Origin of the sequence: Gilvimarinus sp. 2_MG-2023, from assembly GCF_030547685.1 — a bacterium.
GTDB lineage: Bacteria > Pseudomonadota > Gammaproteobacteria > Pseudomonadales > Cellvibrionaceae > Gilvimarinus.
Genome location: NZ_JAUOQM010000034.1, coordinates 78,213 through 94,720 on the forward strand (window position 1 = coordinate 78,213; position 16,508 = coordinate 94,720).

16 protein-coding genes are annotated in these 16,508 nt (G+C 52.2%); 12 read left to right on the forward strand and 4 right to left on the reverse strand.

Going from position 1 to position 16,508, the window contains the following annotated elements; genetic code table 11:
• The first annotated feature begins 4 nt into the window (after window positions 1-4).
• The 3 genes from Q4526_RS07345 to recJ all read left to right on the forward strand — a co-directional run bounded on the left by Q4526_RS07345 (window position 5) and on the right by recJ (window position 4,599).
• A complete protein-coding gene (locus Q4526_RS07345; RefSeq protein WP_215976352.1) occupies window positions 5-1,309 on the forward strand; it encodes a homoserine dehydrogenase in 1,305 nt (434 codons plus the stop codon).
• A 56-nt stretch (window positions 1,310-1,365) separates the two neighbouring features.
• The gene (gene thrC, locus Q4526_RS07350) at window positions 1,366-2,763 is read left to right on the forward strand and encodes a threonine synthase (RefSeq protein ID WP_215976353.1); all 1,398 of its coding nucleotides are present in this window, start codon (window positions 1,366-1,368) and stop codon (window positions 2,761-2,763) included.
• A 105-nt stretch (window positions 2,764-2,868) separates the two neighbouring features.
• A complete protein-coding gene (recJ, locus tag Q4526_RS07355; RefSeq protein WP_215976354.1) occupies window positions 2,869-4,599 on the forward strand; it encodes a single-stranded-DNA-specific exonuclease RecJ in 1,731 nt (576 codons plus the stop codon).
• Here the strand turns inward: recJ and Q4526_RS07360 are convergent.
• Entirely contained in the window at window positions 4,596-5,222 is a 627-nt protein-coding gene (locus tag Q4526_RS07360) for an arylesterase (protein ID WP_215976355.1), read from the reverse strand. The two genes, recJ and Q4526_RS07360, sit on opposite strands and share 4 nt — an antisense overlap.
• 59 nt (window positions 5,223-5,281) lie before the next feature.
• Between Q4526_RS07360 and Q4526_RS07365 the strand changes: the two genes are divergently transcribed.
• Both Q4526_RS07365 and Q4526_RS07370 read left to right on the forward strand, forming a co-directional pair.
• On the forward strand, window positions 5,282-5,971 hold the full coding sequence (locus Q4526_RS07365; RefSeq protein ID WP_303604478.1) for an ABC transporter ATP-binding protein: 690 nt from the start codon (window positions 5,282-5,284) through the stop codon (window positions 5,969-5,971).
• Window positions 5,972-5,980: 9 nt separating this feature from the next.
• On the forward strand, window positions 5,981-8,455 hold the full coding sequence (locus Q4526_RS07370; RefSeq protein ID WP_215976356.1) for an ABC transporter permease: 2,475 nt from the start codon (window positions 5,981-5,983) through the stop codon (window positions 8,453-8,455).
• Between the two features lie 51 nt (window positions 8,456-8,506).
• Here Q4526_RS07370 and Q4526_RS07375 read toward each other — a convergent pair whose 3' ends face one another.
• Both Q4526_RS07375 and Q4526_RS07380 read right to left on the reverse strand, forming a co-directional pair.
• Entirely contained in the window at window positions 8,507-9,457 is a 951-nt protein-coding gene (locus Q4526_RS07375) for a glycosyltransferase family 2 protein (RefSeq protein WP_215976357.1), read from the reverse strand.
• Window positions 9,458-9,461: 4 nt separating this feature from the next.
• Complete coding sequence (locus Q4526_RS07380) at window positions 9,462-9,848, reverse strand: GtrA family protein (RefSeq protein ID WP_303609575.1); 387 nt, start codon at window positions 9,846-9,848, stop codon at window positions 9,462-9,464.
• Window positions 9,849-10,004: 156 nt separating this feature from the next.
• Between Q4526_RS07380 and Q4526_RS07385 the strand changes: the two genes are divergently transcribed.
• Window positions 10,005-10,259 (forward strand): DUF4404 family protein, encoded by a 255-nt coding sequence (locus Q4526_RS07385; RefSeq protein ID WP_215976359.1) that lies wholly within the window; start codon window positions 10,005-10,007, stop codon window positions 10,257-10,259.
• A 23-nt stretch (window positions 10,260-10,282) separates the two neighbouring features.
• On the opposite strand, the gene Q4526_RS07390 is transcribed toward Q4526_RS07385, so the two are convergent.
• Complete coding sequence (locus tag Q4526_RS07390) at window positions 10,283-10,510, reverse strand: 4-diphosphocytidyl-2C-methyl-D-erythritol kinase (protein WP_215976360.1); 228 nt, start codon at window positions 10,508-10,510, stop codon at window positions 10,283-10,285.
• A gap of 293 nt (window positions 10,511-10,803) precedes the next feature.
• Between Q4526_RS07390 and Q4526_RS07395 the strand changes: the two genes are divergently transcribed.
• The 6 genes from Q4526_RS07395 to Q4526_RS07420 all read left to right on the forward strand — a co-directional run bounded on the left by Q4526_RS07395 (window position 10,804) and on the right by Q4526_RS07420 (window position 16,456).
• Window positions 10,804-11,250, forward strand: coding sequence for a MerR family transcriptional regulator (locus tag Q4526_RS07395; RefSeq protein ID WP_215976361.1), 447 nt, complete (start codon window positions 10,804-10,806; stop codon window positions 11,248-11,250).
• Window positions 11,243-12,334 carry a permease gene (locus Q4526_RS07400; protein ID WP_215976362.1) on the forward strand — a complete coding sequence of 364 codons (1,092 nt, stop codon included), beginning with the start codon at window positions 11,243-11,245 and terminating at the stop codon, window positions 12,332-12,334. The genes Q4526_RS07395 and Q4526_RS07400 overlap by 8 nt, the downstream gene beginning before the upstream one ends.
• 111 nt (window positions 12,335-12,445) lie before the next feature.
• Window positions 12,446-13,541 (forward strand): peptide chain release factor 2 gene (gene prfB, locus Q4526_RS07405; protein ID WP_215976363.1). Its coding sequence is split into 2 segments (ribosomal slippage): window positions 12,446-12,517 and window positions 12,519-13,541, totalling 1,095 coding nucleotides; the frame shifts between segments, so codons are not numbered across the junction.
• Window positions 13,542-13,558: 17 nt separating this feature from the next.
• Window positions 13,559-15,043 carry a lysine--tRNA ligase gene (lysS, locus tag Q4526_RS07410; RefSeq protein ID WP_215976364.1) on the forward strand — a complete coding sequence of 495 codons (1,485 nt, stop codon included), beginning with the start codon at window positions 13,559-13,561 and terminating at the stop codon, window positions 15,041-15,043.
• 3 nt (window positions 15,044-15,046) lie between these two features.
• On the forward strand, window positions 15,047-15,583 hold the full coding sequence (locus tag Q4526_RS07415; protein WP_215976365.1) for a YaeQ family protein: 537 nt from the start codon (window positions 15,047-15,049) through the stop codon (window positions 15,581-15,583).
• Between the two features lie 24 nt (window positions 15,584-15,607).
• Window positions 15,608-16,456: a co-chaperone YbbN gene (locus Q4526_RS07420; protein ID WP_215976366.1), complete on the forward strand. Its 849-nt coding sequence runs from the start codon at window positions 15,608-15,610 to the stop codon at window positions 16,454-16,456.
• Window positions 16,457-16,508: the final 52 nt, after the last annotated feature.

Consider the following 16,508-nt stretch of genomic DNA (forward strand, 5'->3'; position numbering starts at 1 on the left):
GACATTGAAACCGGTCAGATTAGGCATCTGCGGTCTAGGTACCGTAGGCAGTGGCACTATCAACGTATTAGCGCGCAATCAGCGCGTCATCAATGCCCGTGCCGGTAGTGAGATTATCGTGGAGCAAGTGGGTGCACGGCGCGACAATGCCCATGTGGATATGTCGGCTTTAAATGTTACCCGCGATATTTTTGAGGTTGTGGTCAACCCGAATGTCGATGTGGTGGTTGAGCTAATCGGTGGCACTACAGTGGCGCGCGATCTGGTCATGAAGGCCATTGAAAATGGTAAGCACGTGGTTACCGCGAACAAAGCTTTGATTGCCGAGCACGGCAACGAGATTTTCGCCGCCGCAGAAGGTAAGGGCGTTACCGTGGCGTTTGAAGCGGCTGTGGCCGGTGGCATACCCATCATTAAATCCATTCGCGAAGGGCTGTCAGCCAACCGTATCGAGTGGTTGGCGGGTATCATTAACGGTACGGGTAACTTCATTTTGACCGAAATGCGCGACAAAGGTCGTGATTTCGCCGATGTTTTGGCGGAAGCCCAAGAACTGGGTTACGCCGAGGCCGATCCGACGTTCGACGTTGAGGGTATTGATGCCGCACACAAACTGGTGATTTTAGCCTCTATGTGTTTTGGTATTCCGCTTCAGTTTGAAAAGGTATTCACCGAAGGTATCAGTAAGGTGGAACCGGTGGATGTAGCCTATGCCGATGAACTGGGTTATCGCATCAAGCATTTAGGAATCGCCCGGCGGGTCAATGACGGTATTGAGCTGCGGGTACACCCGACGTTGATACCCGAGCGTCAACAGTTGGCCAATGTCGATGGTGTGATGAACGCGATTATGGTGAAAGGTGACGCCGTCGGGCCAACCATGTATTACGGTGCCGGTGCCGGCGCTGAGCCTACGGCTTCATCGGTTATTGCCGATATTGTCGATGTGGCTCGCACCTTAACCGCAGCCCCTGAACACCGGGTTCCATATTTGGGCTTCCATCAAGGCAGTTTGGTGGACGACGAAATTATGCCTATTGAAGAGGTTGATACCGCTTATTACTTGCGCATGTCAGCACTGGATAAACCCGGCGTGTTATCGCAAGTGGCCACCATTTTGAGCGATTCAGGCATCAGTATTGAAGCTCTGATCCAAAAAGAGGCGGTTAACGAAGAAGAAATTGTGCCACTTATCTTGCTCACCAATCGCGCGGTGGAAAAAGACTTGGCTACCGCAATCAGTAAGATAGAGGCGTTAAGCTCGATTACCGGCCCGATCACCCGGATTCGCTTAGAACCGCTAAAATAAACATTGCATGACGATAGGCGCAAGCCTTTAACGACAGAACAACTCAGGTTAATAACGTGAAATACATTAGCACTCGCGGCCAAGCGCCGGCACTTTCATTTGAAGAGGTGGTACTGACTGGCCTCGCATCGGACGGTGGCCTGTATGTGCCCGAAACACTGCCGAGTTTCAGTAAAGAAGAAATCGCCAGCTGGGCTGAACTCTCTTACCAAGAGCTCGCCTTTAAAATCATGCAGCCTTTTGTGGCCGGTGAAGTGCCGGATGACGATCTAAAAGGACTGATTGATAAGGCTTATGCCAGTTTTCGCCACGACGCGATTGCGCCACTGGTGCAAACAGGTCACAACGAGTGGATTTTAGAGTTGTTTCAGGGGCCAACCCTGGCGTTTAAAGATTTTGCTTTGCAGTTTCTCGGCCATTTACTCGATTATATTCTGAAAAAACGTGATCAAAAAGTCGTGGTGATGGGGGCAACCTCGGGTGATACCGGCTCGGCGGCTATTGAAGGTTGTCGACGCTGCGAGAACATCGATATTTTCATTTTGCACCCACACAATCGTGTATCGAATGTGCAGCGCCGTCAGATGACCACCGTATTGGAAGACAATGTGCACAATATTGCCTTGGACGGCAACTTTGACGACTGCCAGAACATGGTTAAAGCCAGTTTTGCCGACCAGTCTTTCTTGCCGGAAGGGCGTCAGTTAGTGGCGGTAAACTCCATTAATTGGGCGCGCATTATGGCGCAGATCGTCTATTACTTTTACGCCTCACTGGCGTTGGGTGGCCCGCATCGTCCGGTTTCTTTTTCGGTTCCTACCGGTAACTTTGGCGATATTTTTGCCGGCTATTTGGCCAAGCAAATGGGGCTGCCAATCGATCAGTTAATTATTGCCACCAATAGTAACGACATTTTGCATCGTGCTATCAGCAACAATGATCATAGTAAGCAAGAGCTGCATCACACGTTGTCGCCTAGTATGGATATTATGGTTTCAAGTAACTTTGAGCGAATGTTGTTTGATTTGTACGATCGTGACGGCGCGGCCATTAATCAATTGATGGAAGATTTTAAATCTGGCGCCATGCACTTAAACGATGGGGCGCTCACTCGTGCCCGCGAATTGTTTGCCAGCCACAAGGTGAACGACGAGCGTATGTTGGAGGTGATTCGCGAGGTATTTGAAAACACCGAATACCTGTTAGACCCACACACAGCAATCGGTGTCGATGCCGCTCGTGTGACACGCAAGAGCAAAGATATCCCCATGGTGTGTCTGGCAACTGCGCACCCGGCTAAATTCCCCGAGGCCGTGCAAAAAGCCGGGCAGGAAGAAGATCCCAAACTGCCACACCATATGGCCGATTTGTTCCAGCGCGAAGAGCGCTACGAAGTTCTGCCCAATGACGCCGAAACCGTGCATAAATTTATGACCGGCCACTTGGCATGTTGATGAAAACGTCTGAGGCCTGACCTCAGACGTTTTCATATTTGATGCGAGGCGCTAATCGGGCGCCTTTGCGTCAGCCCTCTGGCTTCAGTCATCCGACGAGTCTCTATGCAAAAACTCATTAAACGTCGCGAACTACCTTCCCAGCTATTGTCTGGCACCGGCTTGCCTCCTCTGTTAGAGCGCCTTTATGCGGCGCGTGGTGTGCGCCAGCCGCAAGAGCTGGAGTTAACGCTACAGCAGTTACTCAAACCCACCATGAAAGGCTTAAAAGAGGCCGCCGCGCTTTTGGCCGATGCGGTTGTGGCCGATGCCCGATTGTTGATTGTGGGCGACTTTGATGCCGATGGCGCCACCAGTTCGGCTCTGGCCGTGCTGGCTTTAAACGCCATGGGGGCACGCCATGTCGATTTCTTGGTGCCCAATCGTTTCGAATACGGCTATGGCTTAACACCGGAGATTGTCGAGGTGGCGGCGGCGTATGAACCGGACGTTATTATCACCGTCGACAACGGTATCTCCAGCTTGGCCGGTGTTGCCGCCGCGCAACAGCTGGGTATAGCGGTGGTGGTTACCGATCACCACCTGCCAGGTGAATACCTGCCCCCGGCCGAGGCGATTGTTAATCCCAATCAGCCGGGCTGTGACTTCCCCAGTAAAAACTTAGCGGGTGTCGGGGTGATTTTTTATGTGCTAAACGCTCTTAAACACGAGTTGGTTCAGACTGGCTGGTTTAACGAGTTGGCTATTGATCCGCCCAATATGGCCAACTATCTCGACCTGGTAGCCTTGGGGACGGTAGCCGATGTGGTGCCTCTCGATGCTAACAATCGTATTTTGGTGGAGCAGGGGTTGCGCCGAATTCGGGCGGGTGTCGCACGTCCAGGCATACTGGCTCTACTAGAGGTGGCCGGTCGTAACAAAGAGCGATTGGTGGCGAGCGATTTAGGTTTCGCTATTGGGCCGCGGTTAAACGCGGCGGGCCGACTGGATGATATGAGTATCGGTATTCAGTGCCTATTGACCGACAACCTTACCGAGGCGCGAGAGCTGGCGGCAGAGCTGGATGGTTTTAACCGCGATCGCAAGGCGATTGAGACGGGTATGCAGCGCGAAGCCTTTGCCATGCTGGATAAACTTCAGTTAAACGAGAGCGATGAGCTACCCTGGGGACTCTGCCTGTACGATGCCAGCTGGCACCAAGGCGTCATCGGTATTCTTGCCTCGCGTATTAAAGACCGTTTTCATCGACCGGTGATTGTTTTTGCCGATACCGATGAAGGTGAGATAAAAGGTTCGGCGCGCTCGATTCCCGGTTTGCACATTCGCGATGCTCTCGATGCAGTGGCCGCGCGTCAGCCTGAGCTGTTACAAAAGTTTGGTGGCCACGCTATGGCGGCCGGAATGAGCATTAAGGCCGAGCACTATCAAGCGTTTAGTCAGGCCTTTGATGCCGAAATCAAGCGTCGATTAAATGAGGACGATTTACAAGCGGTGCTGTTGAGCGACGGGGCCTTGGCACCTTCTGAATTTGCCTTAGACCTCGCCCACCAGTTGCGCAATGCCGGGCCTTGGGGACAGCAATTTCCCGAGCCGTTATTCGATGGCGATTTTTATCTTGTCGAGCAACGCATTGTGGGAGAGAAGCATCTTAAACTCTTACTGGCAGTCGATGAGGCGCGTCAGCAACTGATTGACGCCATTGCCTTTAATATCGATACCGATCTCTGGCCCAACCCCAGCGCGCAAAAGGTGCGCTTGGCTTATAAGCTCAACGTCAATGAGTACCGTGGGCGCGAATCGGTGCAGTTAATGGTCGATTACCTTGAGGCCTGTTAAAGCAGTGGTTTGAGGTAAGGCCAAACCGTATCGAGCAGTATGGGCTGGGCCTCGGCGGTTGGGTGTATGCCATCTTTTAGCATCAGTTGCGGGTTAAGGGCGACACCCTCTAATAAAAAAGGCACTAAGGCGGTATCGTAAGTTTGCGCTAAGCGCGCAAAGATCCCGGCAAAGGCTTCTGTGTACCGCGCCCCGTAATTAGGTGGTATTTGAATGCCAATCAGCAACACCTGAGCATCGGCGTTTTGCACGGCGGTAATCATATTCGCGAGGTTATTGTGTGGAATTTTAATCGGCTGGCCACGCAAGCCATCGTTAGCTCCTAGTTCTAACAACACGATATCAGGCTGGTGAGTCTCTAATAACTTTGGCAGTCGAGCCTTGCCGCCGGTGGTCGTCTCGCCACTGACGCTGGCGTTTACGACGGTATACGCCAATTGCTCTCGGTCGAGCTTGAGTTGCAGTTGGTGCACCCAGCCTTGTTTGATGTCGATACCATAACCTGCACTTAAACTGTCGCCCACCACCAACAAGGTTTTGTTGTCAGCCTGAGCAAAGCTCGCCAAAAACAGGCATATCAGGTAGCTATTTACCAAAATTAAACGTTTTAACCCACCGGTCATAGTAGAATCCAGTTATTCAATGGTTTTAAGCCGCACCGCGGCACTTTTAGGGAGACCCTATGGCGACTATGATCCAGGCCAAAGCACTGGGCAAAACCGTCACCACCACCAGCGGTGATCTTACCATCCTTACCGATATTAATCTGACTGTCGCTAAGGGTGAAAGCCTAGCCATTACCGGGGCCTCGGGTTCGGGCAAATCCACGCTGCTTGGACTACTGGCCGGTTTGGATGTTCCCTCCACCGGCAGTGTGGCGCTAGCGGGTATTGATTTGAACACGCTGGATGAAGAGGGGCGGGCTAAGGTGCGCGCCGATCATGTAGGCTTTGTGTTTCAATCCTTCCAGCTCTTGCCGGGGTTGACTGCGCTGGAAAATGTCATGCTGCCGCTAGAGCTGCGCGGCGATCGCAACGTACGCGAGCAAGCCGCACAATACCTGAATCGAGTGGGCTTGGGGGAGCGGCTCAGTCATTATCCACCGCAATTGTCCGGTGGCGAGCAGCAGCGAGTGGCCATAGCGCGTGCCTTTGCTTGCAAGCCCGACATTTTATTTGCCGATGAGCCTACCGGTAATCTCGATAGCACCACCGGCCACACCATTAACGATTTACTGTTTGAGCTTAACGCCGAAATGGGGACGACCTTGGTGTTAATTACCCACGAAGATCGATTAGCCAATCGCTGCGCTCGCCAAGTACAACTGGCTGCCGGCGAATTAATGATCTGCGGCTCGGCCGCCGTTCAATAGGGGACGAATGTGTTAGCTTGGCAATTACTTTGGCGCAATTGGCGCAGTGGAGAATTAAAATTATTGGCGGTAGCCTTAGTCTTGGCTGTTACCGTTGTCAGTGCCATTGCCCTGTTTACCGACCGCTTAGAAGGCACATTGCTGGAGCAGAGTAACTCCCTGCTCGGTGCCGATCGCCTGATAAAAAGCAACCAGCCACATCAGCCGGCTTGGGAAGCAACCGCCGAGGCCGAAGGGGTTGCACACACCCGAGTCGCTCACTTTGCATCAATGGTATACGCCGGGGATGAAATGCATTTGGCCGCGGTGAAAGTGGTGGCCGAAAACTACCCTCTGCGCGGTTATATCGATGTGAGCAACACCCCCTTTGCCACCGACACCAGCTTAATAGAACGCGCTCAAGGTGTGCCGGCGGCGGGCGAGGTGTGGGTAGACTCCAGACTCTTGCCCTTACTCAATATTGAGCTGGGTGACGCCTTGCAAGTGGGTGAGCAAACACTGCAAGCGAGCAAAGTGATTATCAGTGAGCCCGACGCCAGTGGCCCTTTTAGCATGATGGGCGCGCGCATTATTTTAAATTGGCAAGACTTGGCGCAAACCCGAGTTATTCAGCCGGGCAGTCGAGTTGAGTACCAGTGGTTGCTGGCCGGAGACAACGCCGATGTCGCATCGCTGATGACTTGGTTAGAGCCGCGCCTGTCGGATCATGACGAGGTGATGGACATTGAAAATGCCCAGCGCCGATTGCAAGGCACGCTGCAAACTGGTCGTCAGTTTTTAGTGCTGGCTGCGATTATGGGTGTACTCTTGGCGGGCGTGGCAATTGCTTTGGCGGCCCGACAATTTGCCGAGCGTCATGTCAACCAAGTGGCGCTGTTAAAAAGCTTGGGGGCAAGCTCGCAGCGTATTCGGCGTTTGTATTGTTTGCAGTTATTGATGTTGGCCGGCATTGCCTCAATGATTGGTTTGGCGCTGGGGGTCAGCTTACAGGCACTCATTGCCCAAGCGGTGCTCTCGCTGTACCAAATCCCTATGGCGGCGGCCGGCGCAACGCCTTATATTTTGTCGCTGTTGAGCGGCCCATTAGCCTTGGTGGGATTTGCCTTACCCAGTTTGTGGTTTTTGCCGGGTGTACCGCCGATAAAAGTTTTGCGCCAAGAGCTGGTTCTGGATAAAAGCGCGATGGGTTGGCAAATAGGCATGGCCAGTTTGGTTTTGGTTATTCTGGTGGGCGTTTTTGGTCGCGATTTACTGTTAGGTTTTACGGTTTTAGCCGCTCTGGCGGTAGTGGGGGTATTAACCGCGGCAATGGCGCTGGCTTTGTTAACAATGGGCAAAAAAGCCGGAGCGCAGGCGGGCAGTCGCTGGCGCTTGGCACTGGCCAGTATTCAGCGCCGTCGCGGTGCCAGCGTGTTACAAGTTGTGGTGTTTGCCACTGCCATTATGTTGCTACTGACCTTGACCATTGTGCGCACCTCCTTGATTGAGGAGTGGCAGGTGAAAGTGCCGGCCGATGCCCCCAATCATTTCTTAATCAATATTGCGCCGAGCGAAGTGGCAGACTTTAAACAGTTGTTGATGGATGACAATCTTCGCGTTGAACCCCTGTACCCAATGGTGCGCGGCCGCCTGACTCACATTGATGGCGAGCCCAAGCCGGACGACACCCTAGATCGCGAAGCGTCTTTAACCTGGACCGACCAACTGGCCGACGACAACGAAATTGTAGCCGGCAAGTGGTGGAATGAATGGTCGGGGGCGGATGGTGAGTTGCCCGGTGTGTCGGTAGAACAAGAAGTGGCGCAGCGGCTCGGTATCGAGCTTGGCAGCAGATTGACGTTTTCCATTGGCGGTTTAATCGCCGAGGCGCAAGTCGCCAGTTTTCGCACGCTGGAGTGGGAGTCACTGCGGCCCAATTTTTATTTTATTTTTGAACCTGGCGCCCTGTCTGATTACTCGCCCATGTATATGACCAGTGTTTACCTGCCATCCGAGAAAAAGCGTTTTATCAATACATTGCTCACTCGCTATCCAACGATTGTTGTACTTGAGTTGGATCGAATTATTAATCAAATTCGTGACATTGTGGCTCAGGTCAGCGATGGGGTGGGCATGGTACTGGTGATGGTGCTCTTGGGCGGTTGTTTGGTATTGATTGCAGCGGTTACGGGCAGCATTGAAGCGCGCAAACAAGAGGCGGGATTATTGCGTGCGCTAGGTGCGCCGCGACGATTACTGGTGGGCAGTATTTGGATTGAGTTTGCTCTATTGGGCTTTTGTGCGGGGCTGATAGCCGTATTGGCCGCCGAGGCATTGCTGCTGGGGCTGCAGGTATTTGTGTTTGAAATTCCTGTACAACCGCATTATATATACTGGTTACTGACGCCTGTGCTCAGTGCGTTCTTTGTCAGCAGTTTGGGCGCGCTGAGTTGCCGCCAAAGCGTCACTACACCACCTGCCACTGTATTGCGCGAGGCATTATAGCGGGCAGTGCATTGTCTGTTTATGCTGCTGGGGTAGTTGTGAGTATATGGTTTATTCTCCGCGCTTTTCACTGATGTGGTAGCGCGGTCGCTGTTTGATTTCGTTATAGAGCTTAGCGAGATATTCCCCAATGACGCCGAGGCTCAACAGCTGTACGCTGCCAATAAACAGCAATGGGGTTAGAATCGATGCCCAGCCGGGTATTGCGCTGTCACCAAACAGGCGTACAGAGAGTACCCACACAATCATCAACATCGATAGGCCGCTAGCGACTATGCCAAGTACAGTGATGGCTCGCAGAGGTGCGGTGGAAAAGCTGGAAATGCCGCTCCACGCCAGAGATAACATTTTGCGCAGCGGGTATTTGCTCTCCCCTGCGATACGAATTTGTCGGTTGTATTCCACGGTGCTGGAAGGAAATCCCACTTCGCGCACAATGCCGCGCAAAAAGAGTTGGCTCTCCCGGTACTCCAGCATGGCATCGAGTGCGCGGCGCGACATTAAGCGGAAGTCAGCATGGTTAAACACTAAGTCCACACCCATGCGGCGCATTAATGAGTAATAGCCTTCTGCTGTGGCGCGTTTGAAGAATGTATCGGTATCGCGCGCAGCGCGCACACCGTAAACCACATCGCTGCCTTGGTGATACTCGTCCACCATTTTTTCAATATTACTGGGGTCGTCTTGCAGATCGGCATCAATACTGACGGTAATATCTTCACAGCAATTTTCCAAACCCGCCAAGAGTGCGTATTGATGGCCGCGGTTGCGTGATAATTTTAGACCGACCACCTGCCCGCGGTATTCCTCACAGGCTTGCTCTATTTGCTCCCATGTATTGTCCTGACTGCCGTCGTCAATTAGATACAGCTTAGACTCAGGGCTGATTTTATTGAGAGCCTGCAATTGATTGAGTACGGCCAGCAATGCCGGCAGGCTGGTGGGCAGCATTTCCTCTTCGTTGTAGCAGGGAACGACAATCGCCAGAGATGGGGTATCCATAGTGTTATCGGTATGTCCAATATTTATGTAATAAGTAGTTGCTGACTAGAGTAACGCCAGTAGCCATAATTTGCGAGAGTATATAGTGGGGCAGAATTAAATTTGCCAAGTAAAACACAAGGGTGTTGATGCCAAGTCCAATCGCGGTCGTGATGGCAAAGCGGGCGCTGGTTGAGCTGTGATCACCGGTTGCTTCAAAGGTGAAGTAGTAATTGGCCAGATAGTTAAAAATGGCAGACAATGCATAGCTTAGCGCTGAGCAATAAAGGTGGGGCAGGGGCGTAACCTCTGCCAAGACAATGAGCAAGATGTATTGCAGCGCTGTGGCGGTGCCGCCAACGATTAAAAACCGTCCAAAACGCGTTTGCAGGCCAGACTTAAGCTGCGACATATATGCAGCGCGTGATTGCTTTTGAGGCGTTACATCGGTCAAAGTAGGGATCCTAAGTAGACGTTCAGCGTTAACTCTGGCTATAGTGAAAAAGTGTTATATCACGCAGCAAGTAGCCTATGCACCCGATGGCTTTAATATTGAGAGGAATTTTGTATGTCAAACGATAATCTGGACCAGCTAATCGGTCGCTTACATGAGCTTTTCGGAACCGAGGATGAGAGCCCGGCTCAGCAGCGATTAATGGCTGAGTTGGCAAGGCATACTCATGCGACGGGAAGCGACGAGCAGCTAGACCCTAGACCATTGGATACTCTGGAGGAAATGCTTGATGAGTTTGAAGGTGAGCATCCGCAGGTGTCAGCCGTATTAGGCCAGGTGATTACATCGCTTAAAAATATGGGAATTTAACGGCCGCGTTCAGTAGGCTTGCGTTAGGCCCAGCCTACCGCAGCCCGCGCTCGCTCGATATAAATGTATTCGGTTTTATCGGTCGCGGGGTGCCGGTTATGCTTTAAATGATGGTGGTCCATGCTCGACCCCATATACTCCCAGCAAAATCCCTCATGAATACACAAGTGGTCACCATCGTTTAAGCGGTATGAGGCCAGTTCATCCCACATTTTGCCCCACTCTGGGTGCGAAACGTCTAAATATTCCATCGCATTTGCCACTCTTTGAAAGTCCGATTCTTAGGTTATTTTGAATAATTAATTTCATTTGTCAACTAGTTGTTATAAGTCGCTGAAATATAACAATATAATTAAGTTTTTGTTGTGTTGGTTTGAGGTTTTTTGTATCTAAATTGGGTGATTTTAATTCAAAATATAGTGTCTGAAGGCCGGTGTGCTCGAAAAAACAGCCTGAATTTAGCTTGACCTTAACCTTGTGGGAAGGTTTATTGTAGTCAATAGCAAGCAACAGACGTTCGCTAAGCGCGGCAGGAGAGAGCAGGGTGAAGATTGGACAGGCGGCCCAAACCACGGGTTTAAGTGCAAAGTCTATACGCTATTACGAGTCGCTCGGGCTCGTGCAAAGCGAACGGTTGGATAATGGCTATCGACACTACAGTCCGCAGTGTCTTAAAGAGTTGCAGCTGGTGGCCAGTGCTCGGCAGGTTGGTTTCTCACTGGAAGAGTGTCGCAGCTTACTGATGATGTTCAATAACCAAGAGTGCCGCAGTATCGATGTGAAAAATCAGGTGTTGGGCAAGGTGGCCCAAATTGATCAACAGGTGCAGCAGTTAACCTCAATACGCACTACATTGCTTGAGTTGGCCGAGCGCTGTATAGGCGATGAATCGCCGCAGTGCGCTATTTTGCAAAACCTTACCGCACCGCAAAACCCTATGCGCTTTACCTTAGTAGAGGGCGAGCAGGGCACGGAGAATTCCAATGACTGAACACTGCCACAGCGACAAGACTCAAACCGCTCCAGCGCCTGAACATGGCTGTTGTGGTGGCTCAAACTCGCAAGACACTAAGTCGAGACCCGATTTACTGCTTTGGGGCTCACTGATTGCTTGCGCGTTCCTTTATGGTCTTTACGGGTTGGGTATTCCTTTGCCTGAGTGGCTTACGCATGTGGCGCACGGAGTGTTTGAACTGCTCAACACCATGTGGTGGGGGGTGGCTCTGGGGATTGTATTTGTCGGGTTGTTACATTTTGTACCGCAAACCTTGGTGGTGTCCCTGCTCGGGCGCGGCGGCAGCCTAAGTGGCATTATGCGAGCCACGGCGGCCGGCGTATTGATGGACTTATGCAGCCACGGCATCTTGATGGTCGGTATGAAGCTCTATCAAAAAGGCGCTAGCCTGGGGCAGGTGATGGCATTTTTAGTGGCAAGCCCCTGGAACTCACTGTCGCTGACGCTGGTTATGATTGCCTTGATCGGCTTGCCCTGGACTTTAGCCTTCATCGCTTTATCGATGGTGTTGGGTGTGATAACTGGGCTTATCTTCGACGCCTTGGTGGCCCGCAAACGGCTGCAATACAATCCGGCACTGGTTGCTGAGATAGAGTCAGCTCCTGTGTTGCCGCAGTTAAAACAGCTTTTGAGCGGTATTCGGCTTACGCCAGCCGGTGTGGCAGAGTTGGCGCGACAGGGCTTACAGGGCTCGCGTATGGTGTTGCGCTGGTTGTTGTTCGGTGTGCTCTTGGCTTCACTGATTCGCGCTCTGGTACCGACCGATGTGTTTGCCGACTGGTTTGGCCCCACCTTTCTGGGGTTGTTGCTGACGGCCGTGGCCGCGACGATTATTGAGGTTTGCTCCGAGGGCTCTACCCCGATTGCCGCCGATTTGATGAATCGGGCCCGGGCACCGGGCAATAGCTTTTTGTTTCTTATGGCGGGAGTGGCGACGGACTATACCGAGATTATGGTGATTAAAGACACCATGCAGTCTTGGAAAACGGCGCTGTTTTTGCCCTTAGTGGTTTTGCCGCAAGTTATTGTGGTGGGGGTGGTGCTAAACCTGGCCGGATAAGACGCTTGCATTGTGACCGAAAACCCCGAGACGCTGTGCAGGCGGTAGTTTGCACAGCGTTTCTGCGTTAGAATGCGCCGCTTTTGTATACAATTTTGACAGCGAGAATCCATGGAAATTAACCCGCAGTTGACTGCCCTTAAAGACCTTAAAGCACGCACCGACGTGCTTAGGGGGTATCTTTGACTATGATGCCAAGCATGAGCGTCTGACCGAGGTCGAATTAGAGCTGGGCGAGCCCGATGTCTGGAACGAACCCGAGCGCGCCCAAGCGCTGGGTAAAGAGCGCGCCTCCCTCGAAGCCGTAGTGAAAACCATTGACGATTTGGATACCGGGGTCAGTGACCTGTCCGAGTTGCTGGACATGGCGAATGAGGAAAACGACGAAGACAGCCTGGCGGATGTCATTGAAGAGATCGAGGCGCTCGACCAACAGCTGCAAAAGTTGGAATTCCGCCGGATGTTTTCCGGCGAGATGGACGAGAACAGCGCCTACTTGGATATTCAGTCTGGCTCGGGCGGTACCGAGGCGCAGGACTGGGCCGAAATGGTGTTGCGCATGTACTTGCGCTGGGGTGAGGCCAAAGGCTTTAAAACCTCCCTGGAAGAAGCCTCCTCGGGTGAGGTGGCAGGTATCAAGAGTGCCACCATTCGCTTTGAAGGTGAATACGCCTTTGGCTGGTTGCGCACCGAAACCGGGGTTCATCGATTAGTGCGCAAGTCGCCTTTCGATTCGGGCAATCGTCGCCACACGTCGTTTTGCTCGGTGTTTGTCTCGCCTGAAATTGACGACAATATTGAAATTGATATCGATCCGTCCGATGTGCGCACCGACACATACCGCGCCTCTGGGGCCGGTGGTCAGCACGTGAACAAAACCGATTCGGCCGTGCGTTTAACACACGAGCCAACCAGTACCGTGGTGCAGTGTCAGAGCGAGCGTTCGCAACACGCCAACCGGGACAAAGCCTGGAAAATGCTGCGCGCTAAGTTGTACGAGCTGGAGATTCAAAAGCGCAACGCCGATAAGCAAGCACTGGAAGATACCAAATCTGATATCGGCTGGGGCAGCCAGATTCGCTCCTATGTGCTGGACGACCAGCGCATTAAAGATTTGCGCACCAGCGTACAGACCAGTAACTGCCAAACCGTACTCGACGGCGGCTTAGATTTATTTATTGAAGCGAGCCTCAAGGCTGGACTCTAACCCAACAAGTGATGCCCATGACTGACGAAAAGCAAACTGCACAGGAAGAAAACAAACTGATCGCCGAGCGCCGCGCCAAGCTCGCCCAGATTCGCGAGCGCGGCAATGCGTTCCCCAATGATTTTCGCCGCACCGATGTCAGCGTCGATTTGCAGGCAAAATTTGGCGAGAAAGCCAAAGAAGAACTGGAAGCTTTGGATCATCAAGTCGCCGTGGCCGGTCGTATTATGGCCAAACGCGGCCCCTTTATGCTGATTCAAGACAGCGAGGGCAGCATTCAGTTTTACGCCGCGAAAGATGTGCAAAAGTCTATTAAAGAAACCGACGGTCAGTGGGATATCGGCGATATTGTCGGCGGGTCCGGGCCCTTGCACAAATCGGGCAAAGGTGACTTGTATGTCAACTTAACCGAGTGGAAGCTCTTGACCAAATCTTTGCGTCCGCTGCCGGAAAAATACCACGGCTTGGCCGACCAAGAGCTGCGTTATCGCCAGCGCTACGTGGATTTAATTGTAAATCCCGAGGTACGCGATACATTCAAGCTGCGCTCTAAGTGCATCAGTTTTATTCGCAACTATCTGGATGGCCAAGGCTTTATGGAGGTGGAAACCCCCATGTTGCAGGTGATTCCTGGGGGCGCTACCGCGCGTCCGTTTGTCACTCATCACAATGCACTGGATGTCGATATGTATTTGCGTATCGCGCCCGAGCTTTATCTTAAGCGATTGGTGGTCGGTGGTTTTGAGCGGGTGTATGAAATTAACCGCAATTTCCGCAATGAGGGGATGTCGACCCGCCACAATCCCGAGTTCACCATGTTGGAGTTCTACCAGGCCTACGCCGATTACAACGACCTGATGAACCATACTGAAAACATGTTGCGCGGTATGTGTGAAAGCGTGATGGGCACGACCACGATTCAGTATCAGGGCAGTGAATACGACTTTGCCAAACCGTTTCAGCGCATCAGCGTATTTGATTCTATTTTGCATTATAACCCCGATCTTACTGCGGCTGACATTTCAGATTTAGACTCCGCCCGCAAGGTGGCAGAAAAGTTACACGTCCCACTGAAAGACAGTTACGGTTTGGGCAAGGTGCAAATCGAAATCTTTGAAGCGACGGTGGAAGAAAAGTTGGACCAGCCGACTTTTATTACCGAGTACCCGACCGAAGTGTCGCCGTTGGCGCGTCGCAAAGACGACAACCCATTTGTTACCGAACGCTTTGAGTTTTTTGTCGGTGGCCGGGAAGTGGCCAATGGCTTTTCCGAGCTCAACGACGCCGAAGATCAGGCCGAGCGCTTTAAGGCTCAGGTCGCGGAAAAAGACGCCGGTGATGACGAAGCCATGCACTACGATGCCGACTATGTGCGCGCTCTGGAGTATGGCTTGCCTCCCACTGCCGGTGAGGGTATCGGTATCGATCGCTTAGTAATGTTATTTGCGGATGCCTCTACCATTCGCGATGTATTGCTCTTCCCGCACATGCGTCCGGAGTAACCGGTGGCACTGACGGCAACGGTCTACAAAGTCGATCTCAACCTGTCGGATATGGACCGGCAGGTTTACCTGGATACCAAATTGACTCTGGCCTGCCACCCATCGGAAACCGAGGAACGCATGATGGTGCGCTTGCTCGCCTGGTGCTTCCATGCCAATGAGGATCTAATCTTCGGCAAAGGCCTGTCCACCGTAGACGAACCTGATTTATGGCATGTGGCCCCCTCAGGTGTGATTGAAAAATGGATTGAAGTGGGCCAGCCGAGCGTCGATAAATTAAAAAAGGGGCGTTCGCGTTCCACCCGGCAGGTTATCTACAGCGCCGGGCGCGGGCGGGATCAGTGGTGGCACAGTGTGCAAGAGGCGCTCGGTGCATTTACCGATTTGTCTGTTTACCATTTAAGCGCTGGTGAGGTGGCAGAACTTGCCGCGTTAGCGCAAAAAAATATGACTTTAAGTGTATGTATCAGTGAGGGCAGTGCTTTTATCAGCAGTGCCGAGCACAGTGTCAATATCACCCCGTTAACCGATATTGGATGAGAACTCTCTAAGAGAACGAGTGAAATGAATATTTTTGATGTGACTGCAGAAAACGCGCAGCAGACGGTAATCGACGAATCGTTTAAACGTCTTGTCGTCGTTCAGTTTTGGTCGGCTCGCAGTCCGGCCTGCCAAACTCTGATGCCCGTATTGGAGAAGTTTGCCGCTGAGTACACCGACAATATGTTGCTGGCCAAAATTAATGTAGACGAGCAGCAAATGTTGGTGCAGCAGTTCGGTATCCAGGGCTTGCCCACCGTTATGATAATCAAAGATGGCCAGCCGGTGGATGGATTCGCCGGAGAACAGCAAGAGCCGCAGATTCGTGAGTTACTTGAAAAATACCTGCCCAAAGCTTGGGAGGCCGATGTTGCCCAAGCGCAAGCATTTCTCGATGAGGCGAACTACGCCGAGGCGCTACCGTTGTTGCGCCAAGCGCTGGAAGAGTCCAATCAGTTGCCTTTTATCGCGGTTTTGTTGGGGCTTTGCTATGCCGAGATGAATCGTGTCGAGGAGGCTGAAGCGTTATTGGCGCAAGTAAAAATGGCCGATCAAGATGCCAGCTATCAGCAGGCAATGGCCGTGCTGGAGTTGAAAAAACAAGCGGCTAACTCGCCCGAACTGGAAAAGCTACAGGCTGAGTACGAGGCTAACCCTTCTAACCTGGAGGCGGCCTATGCTCTGGCTGTACAGATGAACGAAGAAGGCCAGCATAAAAATGCACTGGAGTTATTGCTGGATGTTTTCAAGCGCGATCGCAATTTTAAAGACGGTGCGCCACGCAAAGCCATTACCGATATCATTGCTGCATTGGGTAAGGGTGATCCGCTAGCGGTGCAGTACCAGCGTAAGTTGTTTACGCTTTTGTATTGATTCAAACAAGGTGCAAGCACACGTTAAAATCGTTTTATTGGCCGCGGCGCTC

Bases quoted from the DNA above. Each gene is read 5' to 3' on its own strand.
- recJ (WP_215976354.1), top strand. From the start codon at position 2,869: ATGCAAAAACTCATTAAACGTCGCGAACTACCTTCCCAGCTATTGTCT.
- Q4526_RS07360 (WP_215976355.1), bottom strand. From the start codon at position 5,222: ATGACCGGTGGGTTAAAACGTTTAATTTTGGTAAATAGCTACCTGATA.
- Q4526_RS07365 (WP_303604478.1), top strand. From the start codon at position 5,282: ATGGCGACTATGATCCAGGCCAAAGCACTGGGCAAAACCGTCACCACC.
- Q4526_RS07375 (WP_215976357.1), bottom strand. From the start codon at position 9,457: ATGGATACCCCATCTCTGGCGATTGTCGTTCCCTGCTACAACGAAGAG.
- Q4526_RS07380 (WP_303609575.1), bottom strand. From the start codon at position 9,848: ATGTCGCAGCTTAAGTCTGGCCTGCAAACGCGTTTTGGACGGTTTTTA.
- Q4526_RS07385 (WP_215976359.1), top strand. From the start codon at position 10,005: ATGTCAAACGATAATCTGGACCAGCTAATCGGTCGCTTACATGAGCTT.
- Q4526_RS07390 (WP_215976360.1), bottom strand. From the start codon at position 10,510: ATGGAATATTTAGACGTTTCGCACCCAGAGTGGGGCAAAATGTGGGAT.
- Q4526_RS07400 (WP_215976362.1), top strand. From the start codon at position 11,243: ATGACTGAACACTGCCACAGCGACAAGACTCAAACCGCTCCAGCGCCT.
- lysS (WP_215976364.1), top strand. From the start codon at position 13,559: ATGACTGACGAAAAGCAAACTGCACAGGAAGAAAACAAACTGATCGCC.
- Q4526_RS07420 (WP_215976366.1), top strand. From the start codon at position 15,608: ATGAATATTTTTGATGTGACTGCAGAAAACGCGCAGCAGACGGTAATC.